At 69.7% G+C, this 18,240-nt stretch carries 26 protein-coding genes; 19 read left to right on the top strand and 7 right to left on the bottom strand.

Annotation, left to right across the window (positions count from 1 at the left end; genetic code table 11):
* Positions 1 to 7 precede the first annotated feature (7 nt).
* The 6 genes from LGM89_RS24120 to LGM89_RS24095 all read left to right on the top strand — a co-directional run bounded on the left by LGM89_RS24120 (position 8) and on the right by LGM89_RS24095 (position 4,265).
* Positions 8 to 1,036: an SDR family oxidoreductase gene (locus LGM89_RS24120; protein WP_226274117.1), complete on the top strand. Its 1,029-nt coding sequence runs from the start codon at positions 8 to 10 to the stop codon at positions 1,034 to 1,036.
* Between the two features lie 26 nt (positions 1,037 to 1,062).
* Complete coding sequence (locus LGM89_RS24115; protein ID WP_226274116.1) at positions 1,063 to 1,362, top strand: DUF2795 domain-containing protein; 300 nt, start codon at positions 1,063 to 1,065, stop codon at positions 1,360 to 1,362.
* Between the two features lie 64 nt (positions 1,363 to 1,426).
* Positions 1,427 to 1,996 carry a hypothetical protein gene (locus LGM89_RS24110; protein ID WP_226274115.1) on the top strand — a complete coding sequence of 190 codons (570 nt, stop codon included), beginning with the start codon at positions 1,427 to 1,429 and terminating at the stop codon, positions 1,994 to 1,996.
* Positions 1,997 to 2,101: 105 nt separating this feature from the next.
* Positions 2,102 to 2,959 carry an SDR family oxidoreductase gene (locus tag LGM89_RS24105; protein WP_089459844.1) on the top strand — a complete coding sequence of 286 codons (858 nt, stop codon included), beginning with the start codon at positions 2,102 to 2,104 and terminating at the stop codon, positions 2,957 to 2,959.
* Between the two features lie 34 nt (positions 2,960 to 2,993).
* Complete coding sequence (locus LGM89_RS24100; protein WP_226274114.1) at positions 2,994 to 3,599, top strand: DUF4142 domain-containing protein; 606 nt, start codon at positions 2,994 to 2,996, stop codon at positions 3,597 to 3,599.
* Positions 3,600 to 3,656: 57 nt separating this feature from the next.
* Positions 3,657 to 4,265 (top strand): DUF892 family protein, encoded by a 609-nt coding sequence (locus tag LGM89_RS24095; protein WP_089459846.1) that lies wholly within the window; start codon positions 3,657 to 3,659, stop codon positions 4,263 to 4,265.
* 86 nt (positions 4,266 to 4,351) lie between these two features.
* On the opposite strand, the gene LGM89_RS24090 is transcribed toward LGM89_RS24095, so the two are convergent.
* Together LGM89_RS24090 and LGM89_RS24085 are read right to left on the bottom strand one after the other, a co-directional pair.
* Positions 4,352 to 5,632 (bottom strand): NRAMP family divalent metal transporter, encoded by a 1,281-nt coding sequence (locus LGM89_RS24090; protein ID WP_226274112.1) that lies wholly within the window; start codon positions 5,630 to 5,632, stop codon positions 4,352 to 4,354.
* Positions 5,629 to 6,294, bottom strand: coding sequence for a UdgX family uracil-DNA binding protein (locus LGM89_RS24085; RefSeq protein ID WP_226274111.1), 666 nt, complete (start codon positions 6,292 to 6,294; stop codon positions 5,629 to 5,631). Before LGM89_RS24085 ends, LGM89_RS24090 begins: the two co-directional genes overlap by 4 nt.
* 194 nt (positions 6,295 to 6,488) lie before the next feature.
* Here LGM89_RS24085 and LGM89_RS24080 point away from each other — a divergent pair, with 194 nt between their 5' ends.
* On the top strand, positions 6,489 to 6,965 hold the full coding sequence (locus LGM89_RS24080) for a response regulator (protein WP_089498318.1): 477 nt from the start codon (positions 6,489 to 6,491) through the stop codon (positions 6,963 to 6,965).
* Positions 6,966 to 6,995: 30 nt separating this feature from the next.
* Here the strand turns inward: LGM89_RS24080 and LGM89_RS24075 are convergent, their stop codons facing one another.
* Together LGM89_RS24075 and LGM89_RS24070 are read right to left on the bottom strand one after the other, a co-directional pair.
* Entirely contained in the window at positions 6,996 to 8,207 is a 1,212-nt protein-coding gene (locus LGM89_RS24075; RefSeq protein WP_089498319.1) for an MFS transporter, read from the bottom strand.
* Between the two features lie 38 nt (positions 8,208 to 8,245).
* Positions 8,246 to 8,515, bottom strand: a complete 270-nt coding sequence (locus tag LGM89_RS24070; protein WP_226274109.1) for a DUF4148 domain-containing protein — start codon at positions 8,513 to 8,515, stop codon at positions 8,246 to 8,248.
* 194 nt (positions 8,516 to 8,709) lie between these two features.
* Here LGM89_RS24070 and LGM89_RS24065 point away from each other — a divergent pair, with 194 nt between their 5' ends.
* Positions 8,710 to 9,603: a LysR family transcriptional regulator gene (locus tag LGM89_RS24065; protein ID WP_089498321.1), complete on the top strand. Its 894-nt coding sequence runs from the start codon at positions 8,710 to 8,712 to the stop codon at positions 9,601 to 9,603.
* Between the two features lie 117 nt (positions 9,604 to 9,720).
* Here the strand turns inward: LGM89_RS24065 and LGM89_RS24060 are convergent, their stop codons facing one another.
* From LGM89_RS24060 to LGM89_RS24050, 3 genes are all read right to left on the bottom strand, one after another.
* Positions 9,721 to 10,203 (bottom strand): PRC-barrel domain-containing protein, encoded by a 483-nt coding sequence (locus LGM89_RS24060; protein WP_089429293.1) that lies wholly within the window; start codon positions 10,201 to 10,203, stop codon positions 9,721 to 9,723.
* A gap of 91 nt (positions 10,204 to 10,294) precedes the next feature.
* Positions 10,295 to 10,726: a CBS domain-containing protein gene (locus LGM89_RS24055; protein WP_089459853.1), complete on the bottom strand. Its 432-nt coding sequence runs from the start codon at positions 10,724 to 10,726 to the stop codon at positions 10,295 to 10,297.
* Between the two features lie 79 nt (positions 10,727 to 10,805).
* Complete coding sequence (locus tag LGM89_RS24050) at positions 10,806 to 11,060, bottom strand: hypothetical protein (RefSeq protein WP_089498322.1); 255 nt, start codon at positions 11,058 to 11,060, stop codon at positions 10,806 to 10,808.
* A 195-nt stretch (positions 11,061 to 11,255) separates the two neighbouring features.
* Between LGM89_RS24050 and LGM89_RS24045 the strand changes: the two genes are divergently transcribed.
* The 11 genes from LGM89_RS24045 to LGM89_RS23995 all read left to right on the top strand — a co-directional run bounded on the left by LGM89_RS24045 (position 11,256) and on the right by LGM89_RS23995 (position 18,230).
* The gene (locus tag LGM89_RS24045) at positions 11,256 to 11,561 is read left to right on the top strand and encodes a hypothetical protein (protein WP_226274107.1); all 306 of its coding nucleotides are present in this window, start codon (positions 11,256 to 11,258) and stop codon (positions 11,559 to 11,561) included.
* A 184-nt stretch (positions 11,562 to 11,745) separates the two neighbouring features.
* Positions 11,746 to 11,973 (top strand): hypothetical protein, encoded by a 228-nt coding sequence (locus LGM89_RS24040; protein ID WP_089498324.1) that lies wholly within the window; start codon positions 11,746 to 11,748, stop codon positions 11,971 to 11,973.
* Positions 11,970 to 12,281, top strand: coding sequence for a hypothetical protein (locus LGM89_RS24035; protein WP_226274106.1), 312 nt, complete (start codon positions 11,970 to 11,972; stop codon positions 12,279 to 12,281). The genes LGM89_RS24040 and LGM89_RS24035 overlap by 4 nt, the downstream gene beginning before the upstream one ends.
* Before the next feature lie 25 nt (positions 12,282 to 12,306).
* Positions 12,307 to 12,615: a hypothetical protein gene (locus tag LGM89_RS24030; protein WP_089498326.1), complete on the top strand. Its 309-nt coding sequence runs from the start codon at positions 12,307 to 12,309 to the stop codon at positions 12,613 to 12,615.
* A gap of 112 nt (positions 12,616 to 12,727) precedes the next feature.
* Positions 12,728 to 13,237 carry a DUF892 family protein gene (locus LGM89_RS24025; RefSeq protein ID WP_226274105.1) on the top strand — a complete coding sequence of 170 codons (510 nt, stop codon included), beginning with the start codon at positions 12,728 to 12,730 and terminating at the stop codon, positions 13,235 to 13,237.
* A 406-nt stretch (positions 13,238 to 13,643) separates the two neighbouring features.
* Positions 13,644 to 13,832: a DUF3008 family protein gene (locus LGM89_RS24020; protein ID WP_039371381.1), complete on the top strand. Its 189-nt coding sequence runs from the start codon at positions 13,644 to 13,646 to the stop codon at positions 13,830 to 13,832.
* Between the two features lie 46 nt (positions 13,833 to 13,878).
* Positions 13,879 to 14,040 (top strand): DUF1328 family protein, encoded by a 162-nt coding sequence (locus LGM89_RS24015; RefSeq protein ID WP_006767422.1) that lies wholly within the window; start codon positions 13,879 to 13,881, stop codon positions 14,038 to 14,040.
* Positions 14,037 to 14,423: a DUF3022 domain-containing protein gene (locus LGM89_RS24010; RefSeq protein WP_226274104.1), complete on the top strand. Its 387-nt coding sequence runs from the start codon at positions 14,037 to 14,039 to the stop codon at positions 14,421 to 14,423. Before LGM89_RS24015 ends, LGM89_RS24010 begins: the two co-directional genes overlap by 4 nt.
* 132 nt (positions 14,424 to 14,555) lie before the next feature.
* Positions 14,556 to 16,661: a catalase HPII gene (katE, locus tag LGM89_RS24005; RefSeq protein ID WP_226274103.1), complete on the top strand. Its 2,106-nt coding sequence runs from the start codon at positions 14,556 to 14,558 to the stop codon at positions 16,659 to 16,661.
* Between the two features lie 12 nt (positions 16,662 to 16,673).
* Positions 16,674 to 17,177, top strand: coding sequence for a DUF421 domain-containing protein (locus tag LGM89_RS24000; protein ID WP_089443856.1), 504 nt, complete (start codon positions 16,674 to 16,676; stop codon positions 17,175 to 17,177).
* Positions 17,178 to 17,216: 39 nt separating this feature from the next.
* The gene (locus tag LGM89_RS23995; protein ID WP_226274102.1) at positions 17,217 to 18,230 is read left to right on the top strand and encodes a Ku protein; all 1,014 of its coding nucleotides are present in this window, start codon (positions 17,217 to 17,219) and stop codon (positions 18,228 to 18,230) included.
* The last annotated feature ends 10 nt before the right edge of the window (positions 18,231 to 18,240 follow it).

The raw sequence follows: 18,240 nt of genomic DNA, 5'->3' as shown, positions 1-18,240 counted from the left end.
TCCAGCCATGAACTGCATGCTCAAACCGGTCGGCGAGCAGACGATCGTGATCACCGGCGCGACGAGCGGCATCGGTCTCGTCACCGCGCGCAAGGCCGCGCGCCGCGGCGCGAAGCTGGTGCTGTTCGCGCGGAACGAAGCCGCGCTCAATACGTTGTGCGAGGAGCTTCGCCAGCATGGCGATCTCGCGGTGGCGGTCGCGGGCGACGTGGGCAATCTCGAGGATCTGCAGCGCGCGGCCGCCAAGGCGGTGGAGACCTACGGCGGTTTCGACACGTGGATCAACAACGCCGGCGTATCGATCTTCGGCCCGGCTTCCGCGGTGCCGCTCGACGACCAGCGCAAGCTGTTCGACACCAACTACTGGGGCGTCGTGCACGGCTCGCTCGTGGCGGCCGACCACTTCCGGCGCAAGGACGACTTTCACGGCGGCGCGATCATCAACATGGGCAGCGAGGCGTCCGACGCGCCAGTGCCGTTGCAGAGCGCGTATGCGGCGTCCAAGCATGCGGTGAAGGGCTTTACCGATTCGCTGCGGCTCGAGATGGAGGGTGACCACCTGCCGGTGTCCGTGACGTTGATCAAGCCGGCCGCGATCGACACGATGTTCGTGATGCACGCGAAAAACTACATGAACGTCGAGGCGAAGCTGCCGCCGCCGATCTACGACCCGGAACTGGTGGCCGACGCGATCCTGTTCGCGGCCGCGCATCCGCGCCGCACGCTGTTCGTGGGCGGCGCGGCGAAGTTCACGTCGGCGAGCGCGTATCACGCGCCGCACCTGTTCGATCGCATCGCGACCCGGCTGTTCTGGCGCAGCCAGCGCACGGATCGCCCCGCCCGCCCGCGCGACGACAACGCGCTGTACGAGCCGCGCCATGCGCTGCACGAGCGCGAAGGCATGGACGGGCCCGTGCTGCGCGGGTGCGCCTACAACACGGTGGTTCAGCGGCCGAAGGTGGCGGGGGCGGTCGCCCTCGGTGCGGCGGCGCTGGTGGTCGCCGCGCTGGCGCGTGCGCGCCGCGCGTCGACGTGATTTCGTTCATCCCCAAGGAGATTTCCATGACATCCCGACACCATACGGGCCACGAATACAGCCACTCGCGCGCGCACGAAGGCGAGCGCGTGCAGCAGGACCATGACAAGGGCGGCCATCAGGGCGGCCACGGCAAGGCGCCGAGCCCGATCGACGTGCAGAAGGCGTTGAAGGGCATGGACTATCCGGCCAGCAAGGCGGCGGTCGTCGAGTGCGCGGAACGCTCGCATGCGGATCCCGGCGTGATCGACATGCTCCGCCGCATTCCCGATCGCGAATACGGCACGCCGGCGTCGGTGTCGAAGGAACTCGGGCGGTTGATGTGAGCGCCGCCCCGTCGCGTCGCGTGCGGTGGCACGCGGCGCCCCCCCCGTCACGAGGAGCACGACCATGGCGATGATCGTCGCAGGCCGCTTCACGACGTTCGACGAAGCGGAAGGTGGGGCACGTCACCTTTACGGGCGCGCGTTCGGTTCGGACGACGTATCGATCTTCTTCCTGAATCCGGACGGACAGCATGCGCGCTTTCCGATCGGCGGCGACGTCTATGCCGATACGGCGGCGAAGCCGGGCGGGCGCGGCGCGATGATCGGCGCGATCCGCGGGGTGCTGATCGGCATCGTCGTGGGGCTCCTCGTCTATGCGATCGGCGTGCGCTACTGGTTCGTTCCGGCCGCCGCCGCGCTGGCCGGCGCGTATCTCGGCGCCTTCGGCGGCGCGCTGGGCCGCATGCGCGGCGAGCAGGCCGAGGGCAAGGGCACGCTCGCGCGGAGCGAATCGGGCGTGATCCTCGCGGTGCGCGTGGCGCCGGACACCGCCAATACCGCGGAAGACGTGTTGCGCGCGACCGGGGCGTCGTCGATCGAGCGTGTCGAGGGCGACTGGCAGGACGGCGAATGGCGCGACTTCGATCCCGTACGCCGGCCCGGCGAGCCTGCATCGAGCGACCATCCACGCTGAATTTTTGACGCCCGTTTGTAGCGTTGCGCGCGCAACGATGGCGTTGCCCGGTGCGGCACGCCGCTTGCGAGCATTTGACGACACCGTTCAGGGAGGAACGCACCCATGACTACCGCACAGACTCCGCCGCCTCAGAAGCAGGACCACCAGCCGGGCACCGAGCGCGACATGCATCCGCAGCCGCGCGACTCGGCGGCCGACTACGTCGGCAGCGGCAAGCTCGCCGGCAAGGTCGCGCTCGTGACGGGCGGCGACAGCGGGATCGGCCGCGCGGTTGCAATCGGCTTCGCGAAGGAAGGGGCCGACGTCGCGATCGTCTACCTGAAGGAGTCCGACGACGCCGCGCAGACGAAGCAGTTGATCGAGCAGGCCGGGCGGCGTTGCGAGGCGATCATGTGCGACGTCGGCGACCGACGGCAGGCGCACGATGCAGTGGCGCGCACGGTCGAGCGGCTCGGGCGGCTCGACGTGCTCGTGAACAACGCGGGCGAACAGCATCCGCGCCCGGGCATCGAGGACGTGACCGAGGAACAGCTCGAACGCACGTTCCGCACGAACGTGTACGGCATGTTCTTCTGCACGCAGGCCGCGCTGCCGCACATGAAGCACGGCGGACGCATCGTCAACACCGCGTCGGTGACCGCGTATCACGGCAATCCGACGCTGCCCGACTACTCGGCGACCAAGGGCGCGATCGTCGCGTTCACGCGGTCGCTGTCGGCGGAGCTGGCCGAACGCGACATCCGCGTCAACGCGGTCGCGCCCGGGCCGATCTGGACGCCGCTGATTCCATCGACGTTCACGGCCGAGCAGGTCGCGAAGTTCGGCGCGAACGTGCCGCTCAAGCGGCCGGGGCAGCCGGACGAACTGATCGGCTGCTACGTGCTGCTCGCGTCGGAAGGCGCGAGCTACATGACCGGGCAGACGCTGCACCCGAACGGCGGCTCGATCGTCGGCGGCTGACCGCCGTCTCTCGCCAAATGCAAGGAGGAAGCCCATGAAACGACCCCACTGGACGATCGCGGCGTTCGCCGCGGCCCTGCTCGCCGCTGGCGGGCCCGCCCGCGCGCAGATGCCGAGCGAGCCGCCCGCATCGAATTCGCACGTGCCGGGCGGCGTGATCAACCCGTCGTCGGGCGCGGGCGACGCGATGATCGCGAAAGCGCCGCAAGGCGGCGACGCGGAATTCGTCGACAAGGCGGCCATCGCCGGCAAGGCCGAGGTGCAGGCGAGCCAGCTCGCGCTGCGGCAGGCGCAGTCGCCGGACGTGCGCGCGTTCGCGCAGCGCATGGTGGCCGATCACGGCAAGGCGAATGCGCGCCTGAACGAGATTGCCGCGCGCCAGGGCATGAAGCCGCAGGTCGAGCAGATCCAGGACCCCGACGTCGAGGCGCTGCGCGGCAAGCACGGTCGCGACTTCGACACAGCGTACGTCGCGGCGGTCGGCCCGGAGGCGCACCGCAAGGCCGTCGCGCTATTCGAAGGCGAAGCGCGAAACGGGCGGGATCCGCAATTGCGCGAGTTCGCGAGCACCACGCTGCCGACGCTGCGGCATCACCTGAGCATGGCGCAGGCGCTCGAACGCAAGGTGGGCGCGCAGTAACGCGCGCCCGTTCAACCCCGGGCCGCGGGTGCGGCCCGTCTTTTTGGAGAGTCAGTCATGGCCCATCGGCAACCGAAGCATGAAGGCATCCGCGAATTGCTCTGCCAGGCATACGAAACCGAGCTTGGCGGCGCGAAGATCTACGAAGCCGCGCTGCAATGCGCGACCGACGAGGATCTGCACAAGGAATGGGAGAAGTACCACCGCGAGACGCTGCATCACCAGGAGGTGCTGCGCAAGGTGTTCGACACGCTCGGCATGGATCCCGACGCGCAGACGCCCGGCCGCAGCGCGGTGGCGGCCATCGGCAAGGCGCTCGTGCATACGATCGAGCAGGCGCGGAAGCAGGCCGACCCGGCGGTCGCGCAGGTCGTCGCGGCCGAGTGCGTGGTGCTCGCGGAGACCAAGGATCACCTGAACTGGGAGCTGATCGGCTATGCGGCCGACCAGCTGTCGGGCGATGCCGCGAAGACGCTGAAGGACGCGCACGACGAGGTCGAGGCCGACGAGGATCATCACCTGTATCACACGCGGGGCTGGGCGCGCGAGATGTGGATCCAGTCGATGGGCTTCAAGGCGGTGCTGCCGCCGCCGGAAGAAGTGAAGAAGGTCGAATCGGCGGCGGACGCGGCGCGCGCCGAAAAGTCGCGCGGCAAGATGATGTAAGTGCGGCGGGCCGGGCTTGGCGGGAGGCAGTCAGCCCGGCCCGGCGCGACGAAAGTGGCGTGCGCCATGAACGGTCGATGCGCGGTTCAGGTCAGCAGGTCGACGACCATCGTCACGACCGACGCCGCCATCAGCACGACGGCGAGCCAGCCAAAGGTTTTCGACACGATGCCGCTGCCGGGTTGCCCGGCCGCCTCACGCCGCTGCGACAGCAGCATCACCATCACGAGCATCGGTACCGCCGCGACGCCGTTGAGCACCGCGCTCCAGTACAGCGCCTTGATCGGGTCGATCGGACTCACGCACATCGCGATGCCGACGAACACGCACAGGGCCAGCACCGCATAGAACGTGGGGGCACGCCGCACCGGCTCATTCAGCCCTTCGCGGAACTGCCACGCTTCCGCGCAGCCGTACGCGGCACTGCCCGCGAACGCGGGAATCGCGAGCAGCCCGCAGCCGACGATGCCGAACGCGAACACGAGAAACGCGGCTTCGCCGGCGATCGGCCGCAGCGCTTCGGCGGCTTGCGCGGTGCTGCCGATGTCGTGCCGGCCGTGCTCGAAGAACACGGCGGCGCCGATCACCATGATGCAGAACGACACCGCGTTCGTGACGACCATGCCGAACCACGTGTCGAACGTGACGCGCCGCTCGGTCTCGCTGCGCGTGTCGCGCTCCGTGGATGCCGTTTCCTCGACTTCGAGCGCGGCCTGCCACACGAACAGGTACGGGCTCAGCGTCGTGCCGAGCACGGCCACCGTCGTGGTGGCATACGCATGCGTGAATTCGATCCGGGGCAGCACGATCGCGTGCAGTACGGCGTGCCAGTCGATCTGCACGAAGCCGAGTTCGAGCACGTAGGCGATCAGCCCGAGCGTCATCCATTTCAGCCAGCGCGCATAGCGTTCGTACGACAGCATGACCTGCAGCGCGAGCGAGGCGACCCCGTAGACCGGGGCATACCAGTAGCTGTGACCGCCGATCACGAGCGCGGTCGCGTCTCCCATCGCCGCGAGATCGGCGCCGACGTTGACGACGTTGACGATCGCGACCATCACGATCAGCGCCTTGGCGAGCCGGTCGGAGTAGTGCTCGCGAATGCCCGCGACGAGGCCCGCGCGGTTGCGGCGCCCGATGAACGCTGACGCGAGCTGCACGGCCACCATCATCGGCAGCGTGACGACGATGATCCACAGCATGTTGAAGCGGAACTGGCTGCCGGCCTGCGCGTAGACGGCGATGTTGCTCGGATCGGCATCGGACGCCCCCGCGAGCAGGCCGGGGCCGAGCCGCCGGTACCACGGTGTCGGAGTGCGCCGCGCGACGCCCGCGGCCGGCTGCGCGTCGTCGCCGGGTGCGCTCATCGGGTGCCTCCGCGTGCGCCGGGCCGGCTGTCGCGATCGAGGTCGCCGTCGCGGTCGGGTGCGCCGGCCAGGCGCGATGCGGTGCGCAACGCGTCGACGAGCCTCCGGTACGCATGCTCGCGCGAATCGGCGCCGCGCGTGCGCAGCACGTACGACGGGTGATAGGTCGCGACGACAAGCAGGCCTTGCGCCGTGCGAATCGGCGCGCGCGCGGCCTCCAGCGTCGCATCGTTGTCTTGCAGCAGCGCGCGCAACGCGGTGCCGCCGAGCGCGACGACGACGCGCGGCCGTACCGCGTCGAGCTCGCGTTCGAGCCAGTAGCGGCACGCGGCCACCTCGCGTTGCGCGGGCGTTTTATGCAGCCGGCGCTTGCCGCGCGGCTCCCATTTGAAGTGCTTGACCGCGTTCGTCAGGTAGCAGTGCGCGCGCTCGATCCCGGCTTCATCGAGTGCGCGGTCCAGCATGCGCCCGGCCGCGCCGACGAACGGCAATCCCTGGCGGTCCTCCTGGTCGCCCGGCTGCTCGCCGACCAGCATGATCGTCGCGTCGACGGGGCCGGCCCCGGGCACCGGCTGGGTCGCATGCTCCCACAACGCGCAGCGGCGGCATGCGCCGAGTGTCGTCGGTGCGTCGTCGGCGGCGGGCGGCGGATGGCGCGTCATGTGACGACGCCCGTGCGGCCCGGGGCGCGACAGGTCGCCCACGCCGGTGGGGCGGGACAGAAACGAAAGCGCAGCGTGACGCGCATGAAGGGCTCCGGTACGACGATTCGACCTGTACAGCAACCGCCGTTCCGCATCGGCCGGGACGGGCGCGGGGTTTGCGTGGAGGCGGTGTCAACGACAGGAGAAACGCGATGCTTCCCGATCCCGGCGACGATCCGGCCGCGGACGACGTGCTGCTGTGGCGCGCCCCCGACAGCGTGCCGCGGCGCCCGCGTCGCGTGCTGATCGTCGACGACTATCGCGACGCCGCCGATGCGCTGCGCCTGCTGCTCGAGGCGCGCGGCTTCGAATGCCGCGTTGCCGTCGATCCGTTCGCCGTCTGCGCGATCGCGCGCGACTGGCAGCCGTTCGCGGTCGTGCTCGATATCGCGATGCCGGGCCTCGACGGGCTGCAGCTGGCGGCGCGGCTGCGCGGTGATCCGCACACCGGCGACATGCTGCTCGTCGCGTGCAGCGGGTTAGCGTCGCGACGCGATTGCGAGGCGGCGAAGCAAGCCGGGTTCGACGCGCACTGCGCGAAGCCGCTGACGCCGCACCGGCTACTGGGCTATCTGGACGCGGCGAGCGGCCGCGCGACGCCGGACGGGGCGGTTACACGGTGCTTGTAAAAAAGCCGCCGGGGCGTCGCGGCGCAGGCATCAACCGCCGGTGCGCGTGGCGGCATGTCGGGCCGACCGGCCCGCGACGGCGGCCAGCCCGCCGGCGAGCGCGAGCAGCGCCGCGCTCATCGCGAAGGTCGCGCGGTAGCCGTGCAGGTCGAACAGCATGCCGCCGATCGTCGCGCCGAGCCCGATCGCGAGTTGCACGACCGCGACCATCAGCCCGCCGCCGGCTTCCGCATCGTGCGGCAGCGTCCGGGCGAGCCACGTCCACCAGCCGACCGGCGCCGCGGTGCCGAGCAGCCCCCAGGCGCCGAGCAGGCAGGCGGTGGCCGCCGTGGAGCCGCCGAACACCATCAGCGCCGCCGCAATCGCGGCCATCAGTGCCGGCGTGGCCACGAGGGTCCGGTAGAGCCCGCGTTCCAGCACGCCGCCGATCAGGAACGTGCCCGCGAAACCCGCGACGCCGATCACGAGCAGGAGCAGCGACAGCGTGACGGTGCCCGCGTGCGTGACGGTTTCGAGGAACGGACGCAGGTAGGTGAACAGCGTGAACTGGCCCATGAAGAACACGCTCACCGCCGCCATGCCGAGCGCGACCGGCGGCCGGGCCAGCAGCCTGAGCGCGTTGGCCGACGCGCGGCGCGGCGCGGACTGCATCGACGGCAGGCTGACGAGCTTCCAGCCGAATGCGATCGCGGCGACCGGCACGACGCAGAAGAACGCCCAGCGCCACCCGACGATTCCGCCCAGAAAGCTGCCGAGCGGGGCCGCGACGACGGTCGCCAGCGCGTTGCCGCCATTCACGATCGCCAGCGCGCGCGGCACGTGCGGCGCCGGCACGAGGCGCATCGCGGTGGCGGCCGACATCGACCAGAAGCCGCCGATCGCCACGCCGATCAGTGCGCGGCCGGCGATGAACGCCGCGTAGTTCGGCGCGAAGGCGACAAGCGTGCCGGACACGATCGTCAGCAGGGTCAGCACCAGCAGCAGCGGCTTGCGATCGCGCCGGCCGGCGAGCGAGGCGATGAACAGGCTCGTGACCAGCGCGAACGCGCCCGATACGGAGATGGCCTGGCCGGCCTGGCCTTCGCTGACGTGCAGGTCGCCTGCGATCGGCGTGAGCAGGCTGACCGGCATGAACTCGGAGGCGACCAGCGCGAACGCGCCGAGCGACATCGCGAGGACGGCGCCCCATGCGGCCGCACCGTCAGGTGCCGTGCCGCGATCGGGGGTCGAGACGGATGGCATGTCGGGAACCGGATCGGAGAAAGGAGTGGGTCGCGCATTCAGTCGCAACGCGTCGTGGCGCCGTGCACGGCGAGTTGCGTGCGCGCGTCGTCGGCGCGCCCGGCCTGCACCCGGGCCGCGGCGGCCTGGGCGTCGTCGACCCAGCTGCGCGGGTTCATGCGCGCCGGATTGAAGCCGGCGGCCTCGTAGCGCTGCAGGTCCTGGCGGACCTGCTCGCGCGTCAGGCCCGGTGCGGATTGCGCGAACGGCGAGCCGGACGCGACCAGCATGGCGATGGCGGCGACGGCGGTGAGAAAGCGGGTAGGCATGAGGTTGGGCTCCGGAATGCGGGTAGTCCGAGCGTCCGGGCGCTGCCGCGACGCATCGGGTCGATGGCTTCGCAGTCTAGTGATTCGTCGCGGATCGATTAAGTAGCGCGGCGCGCTTGGACTCATGAGCCAAACTGATGAATCGCCGCCGGCGGTGCTACGATGAGCGTCCGTCCCGACCGGAGCGTTTCGACATGGCGCGCGAAAATCTGAACGACCTGCTCGTGTTTCTCGCGGTGGCCCGCGAGCGCAGCTTCACGCGTGCGGCCACGCGGCTCGGCGTGTCGCAGTCGGCGCTGAGCCATACCATTCGCGATCTCGAGGCGCGGGTCGGCGTGCGGCTGCTCACGCGCACGACGCGCAGCGTGTCGACGACCGACGCGGGTGAGGCGCTGTTCCAGGCGGTGGCCCCGCGCATCGACGAGATTACCGCGCAACTGGCCGCGCTGTCGGATTTCCGGGACAAGCCGGCCGGCGTGGTGCGCATTACCGCCACCGAGCATCCGATCGATACGATCATCTGGCCGAAACTCAGGCAGGTCCTCCCCGACTACCCCGATATCCGCATCGAGCTGTCGGTCGATTACGGGCTGTCGAACATCGTCGAGGAGCGCTACGACATCGGCGTGCGCTACGGCGACCAGGTGGCGAAGGACATGATCGCCGTGCGGATCAGCCCGGACGTCCGGATGGCGATGGTCGCGTCGCCGGCCTATCTCGACGGCCGCAAGCCGCCGAAGAAGCCGCAGGACCTGCTCGATCACGATTGCGTCACGTTGCGGCTCGCCACCGCGAAGGGCATCTATGCGTGGGAGCTGAAGAAGGGCAGGAACGACGTGCTGGCGCGCGTGAACGGCCGGATCACCTGCAACACGCAGCCGCACATGGTGCAGGCGGCGCTCGACGGCTTCGGCATCGCGTTCGTCACCGAGGACATCGTGCTCGAGCATGTCCGCGACGGCCGCCTGCGGATCGTGATGCCGGACTGGTGCCCGGTCTTTCCCGGCTACCACGCGTACTATCCGAGCCGCCGCCCGGCGTCGCGCGCGTTTACCGTCGTGATCGACGCGCTGCGGCATCGCGCGTAGCGCCTGTCGCCAGTCGCGTCCGGGCCGCCCCCGCGACGGCCGGCAAGAAAAACGCCCCGCGCGGGCGGGGCGTTCGAAGCGGCTGCGCCGGTGAACCGGCGCAGCGCGATGGCGCGATCAGAGACGGTCGCGTGAGCGCGGATCGTTCAGTTCCTCGGTCGGGTCGGTCAGCCCGAGTTCGTCGCCGGCGCTCCAGTACGGCGTGCTGCCGTAGAACTCGTGCAGCGGTGTCGCCCATTGCGGATCGGCCATCGCCGGCCAGTGGTCCTTGTCGAACCCCGGCGCGTTGCGGATCCGCTCGGACGACACCGACAGCAGGAAGCATTTGCGCTCGGTGTCGAGCGTGAGCGCGCTCCACGGGATCGCGTGCAGCTTGTCGCCGATGCCGAGGATGCCGCCGCTCGACAGTACCGCGTAGGCGACGCGGCCGGAGCGCACGTCGAGCATGATGTCCTTGATCTTGCCGACATCGTCGCCGTCGGTCGTATAGACCTTGTCGCCTTCCAGCGTATCGGCCGCCATCACGTCGGGGCCAGGGCCGGCCGCCGTCGCGGCACCCTTGCCGATGATGCGGGTTTGACCTTGATCGGAAGTCTGCATGGTTTCCTCCAGGCTGCATGGGGCGCGACGGTGCCCGGGGCGGGCCCTGCGGGTCGCGCGGGTGGGTCGGGACGGGGCGAGGGTCGCTCCGTCACGTCTGCTTCGGTTGCGACACGCCTTCGAGCGTGTTCGCGAGATCGTCCCGCTCGGGGCCGGCCATGCGCGTCGCGATGTCCGCGAGCGACAGCATGCCGACCAGCCGCTTGTCGTGATCGACGACCGGCAGGCGGCGCAGTTGCGCGTCCGCCATGTAGTGCTGGATCTCGTCCAGCGAATCGTCGTCGAAACACCATTCGATCGGGCCCGATGCGACTTCGTGGATGCGCGTCTCCGGCGGCTTGCCGGCCGAAATCGCGCGCACCGCGAGATCCCGGTCCGTCACCATCCCGATCAGCCGGTTGTTGTCGCACACGGGCAGCGCGCCGATGTCGTAGCGCTCCATCAGTTGCGCGGCATGACGGATCGAGTCGGTCGGTGCGATGTGCACGACGTCCTGCGACATGATTTCGTTGACGCGATGCATGAAATTCTCCTCACGAATGCGGTAGTGCAATGGATCGAAATGGGCCGCACAAAATCAGCAAGCCACGTGCCGTGCGCGCTCACGCGTCGCCGCGTTCGCGCTTGTCCTGCCACGGCCCCTCGTCGTGCGTGCCGGGCGGCGTGTCCGGCTCGATGCGCGTGACGCCGCCGGTCGCGGGCGGGTCGCTCGCCGGAAACGTGTCCTCGAGCTGCTTGTCGATATGGCGTTCCGAATGGCGCGTGCGCGCGCGGTCGTGGTGCTTGAGCGGCGGCGACGGATCAGGTTGCCGTTCGTGTGCCGGCGCGTCGTGGCCGGTCCGGGTCGAATCCTTCATCGCAAGCCTCCGTGTCGATGCCGATGGCGTGTCCCATCCGCAACGGCCATGCCCGGTCTGCGCCGAGATACGCCGATATGCACCGAACGCACGCGGCACGCGACTTGCCGCGAGGGCGATGACGATGTTGATGACGCAGGCGGATGGCGCAACCGGTGCCGGCCGTGTCTACATCTACATCGAGCGGGAGGCACGATGACGATTCCGAAACGACGACCGGGCGTGCGCTACGAGGTCAACATATGCGGCGGCGGATTCGATTCGTTGAAGAGCCATTTCAACGAATGGAAGCATGAACCGCTGATCTACCGGCCCGAGCGCCGGATGTTCGAAGGCAAGGCAGACGTGAGGCCGCTCGGCGGCGAGACGTTCGGCTCGACCGAGCCCGCGCGGTTCGCGCTGCAGCGTGCGTGCGAGCCGTCCGACGCGTATGCGCTCGCCGCGCAGGTGCGCGATGACGGCCGCGAGCTGTGGCTCGTGATGGCCGCTTTCGACGCGTAGCCGCGCCGTTGCAAGATTTGCAGCGGACGGTGTAGCGAAGGCACGGCAGGCCGTTCGCGGCACCCGCGTGCGCGTCGCGGCGGACACGCGGATGGCGAGAACGACGGCATGCGGCTTGCGCACCCTGGGCAGGCGAAGGTCGCGCCCGCTGTCGACCCGCCGACCCCGCAAGGAGGGAGTGCCGATGACACCTGACCCAGCGCAGTGGCTGCAGCGGCCCGAACCGCCGCTACCCGGCATCGGGCCGGATCCGGAACCGCCCGATCCCGACGACGTGCCCCCCGACCTGCCCGAGCCGTACCGGCAACCCGAGGGCGACCCGCCGGGGCATGCCCCGCCCGAGCGCGAGCCGCCGGAGCATACGCCCCCGATGGGCGTGGTATCGCGAACGCGCACCGAGGCATCGCCATGAGCATCCGCGTGAAACCCGGCGTGCTGCGCGACATCGCCGAAACGCTCGGCCGCCATTTCGAGGCGCGCGCGATGCCGTTCCATATCGAGGAAAAGCCGCTCGGCGCGCTGCATATCGGCTTTCGCGTCGACGGTCATCCGGCGTCGCTGACCGTGGCGTTCGACGCCGACGCGTTCGCCGCGCTCGAGCACGCCGGCATCGACTCGCAGCGCCGCGCGCTCACGCGCGTGGCGGTCGAATTCGACGCGATGATGGCGCGTCGCGCCCCGACCGCGTACGCCGGCGATTTCCATTTCAACCGGCTATGAGATGCCGGTCACAGGGAGGATTGCGATGAACCCGATCCGGAAGACGATACGCATGGGCATCCTTGCGTGCGCCGCCGCGTGCGCGCTGGGCGCATGCACGCAACCGGCGAACGGCCCCTACGGCGCCCGCGGGACGCCACCCGACAGCCGTGGCGCACAGTCGACCACGACGATGCCCGACGCGAATACACGTGGCGACACGCGCCCGGCGCCGGGCACCCTGATGCCGCAGGGCGCGGCCGGCGGCGAAGCGGCCGACGGGCCCTCGACCGGCGCGAACGGTGCGCAGGGCGACCGGCCGCTGCCGGGCACGCCGCCGCTGATGCAGTACTGACCCGGCGTCCGTACCTCGCCCACGGCATGCGCGCGGGATCGCGTGCGCCGTGCAGCGCGCCGTCCAATGCGGCGCACGGCATGCCGCCCCCCGATGCGGCCGGAGGAAACCGATGGCGAATCCGCGCGAACACCTGGAAGACTGGCTGCGCGATGCGTATGCGATGGAGCGGCAGGCGGAGATGCTGCTCGCCGCGCAACTGAAACGGCTCGATCACTATCCGCAACTGCAGGATCGCTTGCGCCAGCATCTCGACGACACGATCGGCCAGCAGGCGCTCGTCGAAGCCTGCCTGGTGCGGCTCGGCACGACGCCGTCCGCGATCAAGGATCTGGCCGCGCGCGTTGCTGCGTATGGCCGGATCGCGAGCGGCATGCTGGCCGTCGATGAAGTGGTGAAGGGCGCGCTGGCCGGGTACGCGTTCGCGCACGTCGAGATCGCCGCGTATACGGCGCTGGCCGCGGCCGCGCAGGCGGCCGGCGAAGCGGAGATCCACGCATGCTGCGAACGGATCCTGCAACAGGAGCGCAGCCTGGCCGCGTGGCTGCTGCGCCACCTGCCGGCACTGACGACCGCCTTTCTCGACCGTTCGGCCGTCGATCGCATCGACGCCAAGCGATGACGGTTGACGATCCGGCATGCTTCACGGCTTACGGAATGTGTGTCCAAAACTTGCCGTCGGCTTGTAAATAATCCGCTCCCGCTCGCGGCGACACGCAGCGCGAACCCGCCACGGACGCGCTTCGACGAGCTGGCACGCTCAATGCATGAGGCATGCAGACGGTCAACCGTGAATCGACTCATCGGGCGGCTTTCGAGGCGGGCTTCGCCGGGGCCACGCGGCCGAGGCATCGTTCTTGCGCGTGGCACCGTGGCGAAGGATCGCCGGACGATGACGATTTCGCGAGCCGGCCCGCCGTGCCGCGACGCGGCGTGACGGCCGGGCGATTCGACCGCACTCGACCACGTTCAACCGCGTGCGCGCCACCGCTTGCCGCGATGCGCGCACCCACGAGAGGAGCACGACCATGCCAGCCAAATCGCAGGCCCAGCAACGCGCCGCCGGGGCCGCCCTGTCGGCCAAGCGCGGCGAGACGAAGATGAAGGATCTCAAACCGCCTTCGAAGTCGATGGCCAAATCGATGAGCGAAAAAGAGCTCGAGAAAATGGCTTCCACGCCGGCTCACGGCAAACCGAAACACAAGCACGACGCCTGATCGACGCCGATACGTACCGGCGACCGCTGTCATCCAGGAGGGTTCCATGCTTCGATACGCCATCATCTTCTTCATCATCGCGATCATCGCGGCCGTGTTCGGCTTCGGCGGCATCGCAGCCGGCGCGGCGGAGATCGCCAAGATCCTGTTCTACATCTTCGTGGTGATCTTCCTGGTCACGCTGCTGCTGGGCGTTGTCCGACGATGAGCGTCACGCCCGACCGGTCGCAGCGCATCGCGGAACTCGAGCATGCGCTCGCGAACGGTTTCCCGTCGGCATCGACCGTCGTCGTGCACGCGGACGATGCGTCCGGGCGGCTGACGATCCAGGTGTCGTGGGTGCGTGTGCCGGCCGACGCAAGCGCACGCGACTGGCGGTGCGCGGTCGACCTGCGGTTCGATCCGGACGTGATCACCCGCTATGCGTCGCTCGACGCGGCCGAACGGCTGCGCGTGCGCACCCATCTGGGCGACCGCGCGCGGCGCGCGGTGGACGCGCGCCAGCCGCGCGTCGAGGACGCGGCGATCGAATGCAACGTCGCGCTCGACGTGACGCGCGCCGAACTCGACGCGGCGTTGCGCGCACCCTGAATGAAGCCACCGCCGGCCGGCGGGGCGGTCGCGCCCGGCCGCGCCGGTTTTCCTGCCGTCCGCCCGTGCGCGCCGCAGCCATGCGGCGCGCGCGCGGCGGATACCCTTCCGAACGCCACGAGGACCCGATCGATGACCCATTCCCCCTCATCCGGCAAGACGCCGCCCGCCCAGCAGCAGGACAGCGCGAAATCGCGCCAGCTCGACGAGCACCGTTCGCGGCCCGACCACGAGGCGCTGCGCACCAACCAGGGCGTGCGGATCGCCGACAACCAGAACACGTTGCGCGGCGGCCCGCGCGGCCCGTCGCTGCTCGAAGACTTCATCATGCGCGAGAAGATCACGCATTTCGATCACGAGCGCATTCCGGAGCGCGTGGTGCACGCGCGCGGCTCGGCCGCGCACGGCGTGTTCCGCGTGTACGAGCCGATGGCCGACTACACGAAGGCCGCGTTCCTGCAGGACCCGGCCGCCGAAACGCCGGTGTACGTGCGTTTCTCGACGGTCCAGGGGCCGCGCGGCTCGGCCGACACAGTGCGCGACGTGCGGGGCTTCGCGGTGAAGTTCTATACCGAAGAGGGCAACTACGACCTCGTCGGCAACAACATGCCGGTGTTCTTCATCCAGGATGCGATCAAGTTTCCCGATTTCGTGCATGCGGTGAAGCCCGAGGCGCCGAACGAGATGCCGACCGGCGCGTCCGCGCACGACACGTTCTGGGATTTCGTGTCGCTGGTGCCGGAGACCACCCACACGGTGCTGTGGCTGATGTCCGACCGCGCGCTGCCCGCGAGCTTCCGCGCGATGGACGGCTTCGGCGTGCACACGTTCCGCTTCGTGAACGCGGCCGGCGCCGAGCGTTTCGTGAAGTTCCACTGGCGGCCCGTGAGCGGCGCGTATTCGCTGCTGTGGGACGAGGCGCAGCGGATTGCCGGCCATGACCCGGACTTCAACCGGCGCGACCTGTGGATGGCGATCGAGCGCGGCGACTATCCGGAGTTCGAACTCGGCGTGCAGATGATCGATCCGGCCGATGCCGACAAGTTCGACTTCGACCTGCTCGACCCGACCAAGCTGGTGCCGGAAGAACTCGTGCCGGTGCGGCCGATCGGCCGGATGACGCTGAACCGCAATCCCGACAACTTCTTCGCGGAAACCGAGCAGGTCGCGTTTCATCCGGGGCACGTGGTGCCGGGCATCGACTTCACGAACGATCCGCTGCTGCAGGGGCGCCTGTTCTCGTACACCGATACGCAATTGAGCCGGCTCGGCGGCCCGAACTTCCACGAGATCCCGATCAACCGGCCGGTGTGCCCGTTCGCGAACAACCAGCGCGATGCGATGCACCGGCAGACGATCAACGTCGGGCAGGCGTCGTACGAACCGAATTCGACGAGCGGCGGCTGGCCGCGCGAGACGCCGCCCGCGCCGGCCGGCGGCGGCTTCGAGACCGTGCACGAGCCGCTCGAAGGCGACAAGGTGCGCGTGCGCAGCGAGACGTTCGCCGATCATTTCTCGCAGCCCGCGCTGTTCTACCAGAGCATGTCCGAGATCGAGCAGCGGCATATCCGCGACGCGTACTGCTTCGAGCTCGGCAAGGTGACGCAGCCGCACATTCGCGAGCGGGTGGTCAACGACATCATCGCCCGCTTCGACGCGGGGCTGGCCGCGCAGGTGGCCGAACGGCTCGGGCTGCCCGCGCCGCACGGGGGCGCGACGCCGGCAGTTGCGCAGCGTTCGCCCGCGCTGAGCCTGATCGGCCGCGCGAAGCCCGGCATCCGGTCGCGCAAGATCGCGCTGATCGCGACCGGCGGCACGAGCGAGGCGCTCGTCCAGCAGGTGCGCGATGCGCTGCTGGCCGCGCACGCGGTGCCGACGATCGTCGCGCCGACGCTGGCGCCGATCGGCAGCATCGTGCCGCAAGCGACGCTGGCCGGCATGCCGTCGGTGATGTTCGACGCGGTGTTCGTGTGCGGCGGCGATGGCGACGGCCGCGACCTCGCGCACAGCGCCGACGCGCGGCATTTCGTGCGCGAGGCGTTCAAGCACCTGAAGCCGATCGCGGCCGTCGGGTCGGGGCGGCAATTGCTGAGCGCCGCCCACCTGCCGGACCCGGCCGAAGGCGTGTGCATCGGGCAGGCCGTCGATCTCGACGCAGTCCTGAACGACCTGTCCGACCACCTCGGCCGCCATCGCGTCTGGGCACGCGAGCAGCAGGCCGCCGAGTTGCCGGCCTAGCGCCACGCGATCATGGACGTCGTCGTCGCGCTGTTCGGGCAGGGCCGGATGCTCGGCCCTGGGCAGATGGTGCTGCGCTCGATCGTCGTGTTCGCGATCGCGCTGGTGCTGATCCGCATCGCCGGGCGGCGCGCGTTCGGCCAGCGTTCGCCGTTCGACTACGTGGTCGGCATCCTGCTCGGTGCGATCCTGAGCCGCGCGGTGGTCGGTGCGTCGCCGTTCGTCGCGACGGTGGCCGCGTCGCTCGCGATCGCGCTGCTGCATCGCGTGATCGGCCTGGCCTGCTTGCGCTCGCGCCGGCTCGAGCGGCTGCTGGTCGGCGCGGAACGCGAGGTGTATCGCAACGGCCGCTTCGACGACGCGCAGATGCGCGCGGCGCTGATCACGCCGACGGACGTCCATGAGAGCGTGCGTCAGGCGCTCGGCGCGGACGACCTGTCGGACGTCGACGCGGCGATCCTGGAGCGCAACGGCCACGTCAGCATCGTGCGGCGCAGCCGTTCCCGAAAGCCCTGACGGCTGCGCGCGGCGACGGACGCCGCAAGGAGGACATCGATGACACGCATGATCTGGAAAGGCGCGATCAGCTTCGGGCTCGTTCACGTGCCCGTGCAGCTGTTCCCGGCCACGCGCACCGTGAAGCCGTCGTTCCGGCTGCTCGACAAGCGCTCGATGGACCCGGTCGGCTATCGGCAGGTCAACAAGCGCACCGGCAAGGAAGTCACGCGCGAGGACATCGTGCGCGGCTACGAGTACGAGAAGGAGCGCTATGTCGTGCTGACCGACGACGAGATCCGCGCGGCGAACCCCGAGTCGACGCAGACCGTCGACATCGTCACGTTCGTGGACGCGGACGCCGTGTCGTTCCTCTATCTCGACACGCCGTACTACCTCGTGCCCGACCGCAAGGGCGAGAAGGTCTATGCGCTGCTGCGCGACGCGCTGAAGGACAGCGGCAAGATCGGCATCGCGCACGTCGTGATGCGCGACCGCCAGCATCTCGGCGCGCTGATTCCGGTCGGGCCGCTGCTTGCGCTCGATACGCTGCGCTGGCAGGAGGAACTGCGGCCGCTCGACGAACTGTCGGTGCCGGCCGACGACGCGAAGCGCGCGGGCGTCAGTGCGCGCGAACTCGCGATGGCGAAGAAACTGATCGACGACATGTCGGGCTCCTGGACGCCCGACGAGTATCACGACACGTTCCGCGACGACATCCTCGAGCTGGTCGAGCGCAAGGTGCGCGCGGGCCGCATCGAGGAAATCGAGGATCGCCCCGCGCAGACGGCGCGCACGGCGACCAACGTGGTCGATCTCACCGAGCTGCTCAAGCGCAGCCTGAAGGGCGGCGGTGGTGCGCGTGCCGCGCGCGCGGACGACGACGAGGAAGACCGTGCGCCTTCGCCGTCGCCATCGACGGGCGCGCGGCGCAAGCCGGCGGCGAAAACGTCCGCGAAAGGCACGACGAAGACGCCGGCGAATGCAGCGGCGAAGCGCGCGGCCGCGAAGCACGGTGCGACCGGCACGCACACGGCGAAGAAGACCGCCGTGCGCCGCAAGCACGCCGCGTGACGAGGCGGGA

The organism is Burkholderia sp. AU31624, assembly GCF_020420065.1.
Taxonomy (GTDB): domain Bacteria; phylum Pseudomonadota; class Gammaproteobacteria; order Burkholderiales; family Burkholderiaceae; genus Burkholderia.
The sequence above is the reverse complement of the archived record's forward strand: the minus strand, read 5'-3'. Positions and strand labels throughout refer to the sequence as shown.

Bases quoted from the DNA above. Each gene is read 5' to 3' on its own strand.
- LGM89_RS24120 (WP_226274117.1), top strand. From the start codon at position 8: ATGAACTGCATGCTCAAACCGGTCGGCGAGCAGACGATCGTGATCACC.
- LGM89_RS24115 (WP_226274116.1), top strand. From the start codon at position 1,063: ATGACATCCCGACACCATACGGGCCACGAATACAGCCACTCGCGCGCG.
- LGM89_RS24110 (WP_226274115.1), top strand. From the start codon at position 1,427: ATGGCGATGATCGTCGCAGGCCGCTTCACGACGTTCGACGAAGCGGAA.
- LGM89_RS24105 (WP_089459844.1), top strand. From the start codon at position 2,102: ATGACTACCGCACAGACTCCGCCGCCTCAGAAGCAGGACCACCAGCCG.
- LGM89_RS24100 (WP_226274114.1), top strand. From the start codon at position 2,994: ATGAAACGACCCCACTGGACGATCGCGGCGTTCGCCGCGGCCCTGCTC.
- LGM89_RS24095 (WP_089459846.1), top strand. From the start codon at position 3,657: ATGGCCCATCGGCAACCGAAGCATGAAGGCATCCGCGAATTGCTCTGC.
- LGM89_RS24090 (WP_226274112.1), bottom strand. From the start codon at position 5,632: ATGAGCGCACCCGGCGACGACGCGCAGCCGGCCGCGGGCGTCGCGCGG.
- LGM89_RS24085 (WP_226274111.1), bottom strand. From the start codon at position 6,294: ATGACGCGCCATCCGCCGCCCGCCGCCGACGACGCACCGACGACACTC.
- LGM89_RS24080 (WP_089498318.1), top strand. From the start codon at position 6,489: ATGCTTCCCGATCCCGGCGACGATCCGGCCGCGGACGACGTGCTGCTG.
- LGM89_RS24075 (WP_089498319.1), bottom strand. From the start codon at position 8,207: ATGCCATCCGTCTCGACCCCCGATCGCGGCACGGCACCTGACGGTGCG.
- LGM89_RS24070 (WP_226274109.1), bottom strand. From the start codon at position 8,515: ATGCCTACCCGCTTTCTCACCGCCGTCGCCGCCATCGCCATGCTGGTC.
- LGM89_RS24065 (WP_089498321.1), top strand. From the start codon at position 8,710: ATGGCGCGCGAAAATCTGAACGACCTGCTCGTGTTTCTCGCGGTGGCC.
- LGM89_RS24060 (WP_089429293.1), bottom strand. From the start codon at position 10,203: ATGCAGACTTCCGATCAAGGTCAAACCCGCATCATCGGCAAGGGTGCC.
- LGM89_RS24055 (WP_089459853.1), bottom strand. From the start codon at position 10,726: ATGCATCGCGTCAACGAAATCATGTCGCAGGACGTCGTGCACATCGCA.
- LGM89_RS24050 (WP_089498322.1), bottom strand. From the start codon at position 11,060: ATGAAGGATTCGACCCGGACCGGCCACGACGCGCCGGCACACGAACGG.
- LGM89_RS24045 (WP_226274107.1), top strand. From the start codon at position 11,256: ATGACGATTCCGAAACGACGACCGGGCGTGCGCTACGAGGTCAACATA.
- LGM89_RS24040 (WP_089498324.1), top strand. From the start codon at position 11,746: ATGACACCTGACCCAGCGCAGTGGCTGCAGCGGCCCGAACCGCCGCTA.
- LGM89_RS24035 (WP_226274106.1), top strand. From the start codon at position 11,970: ATGAGCATCCGCGTGAAACCCGGCGTGCTGCGCGACATCGCCGAAACG.
- LGM89_RS24030 (WP_089498326.1), top strand. From the start codon at position 12,307: ATGAACCCGATCCGGAAGACGATACGCATGGGCATCCTTGCGTGCGCC.
- LGM89_RS24025 (WP_226274105.1), top strand. From the start codon at position 12,728: ATGGCGAATCCGCGCGAACACCTGGAAGACTGGCTGCGCGATGCGTAT.
- LGM89_RS24020 (WP_039371381.1), top strand. From the start codon at position 13,644: ATGCCAGCCAAATCGCAGGCCCAGCAACGCGCCGCCGGGGCCGCCCTG.
- LGM89_RS24015 (WP_006767422.1), top strand. From the start codon at position 13,879: ATGCTTCGATACGCCATCATCTTCTTCATCATCGCGATCATCGCGGCC.
- LGM89_RS24010 (WP_226274104.1), top strand. From the start codon at position 14,037: ATGAGCGTCACGCCCGACCGGTCGCAGCGCATCGCGGAACTCGAGCAT.
- katE (WP_226274103.1), top strand. From the start codon at position 14,556: ATGACCCATTCCCCCTCATCCGGCAAGACGCCGCCCGCCCAGCAGCAG.
- LGM89_RS24000 (WP_089443856.1), top strand. From the start codon at position 16,674: ATGGACGTCGTCGTCGCGCTGTTCGGGCAGGGCCGGATGCTCGGCCCT.
- LGM89_RS23995 (WP_226274102.1), top strand. From the start codon at position 17,217: ATGACACGCATGATCTGGAAAGGCGCGATCAGCTTCGGGCTCGTTCAC.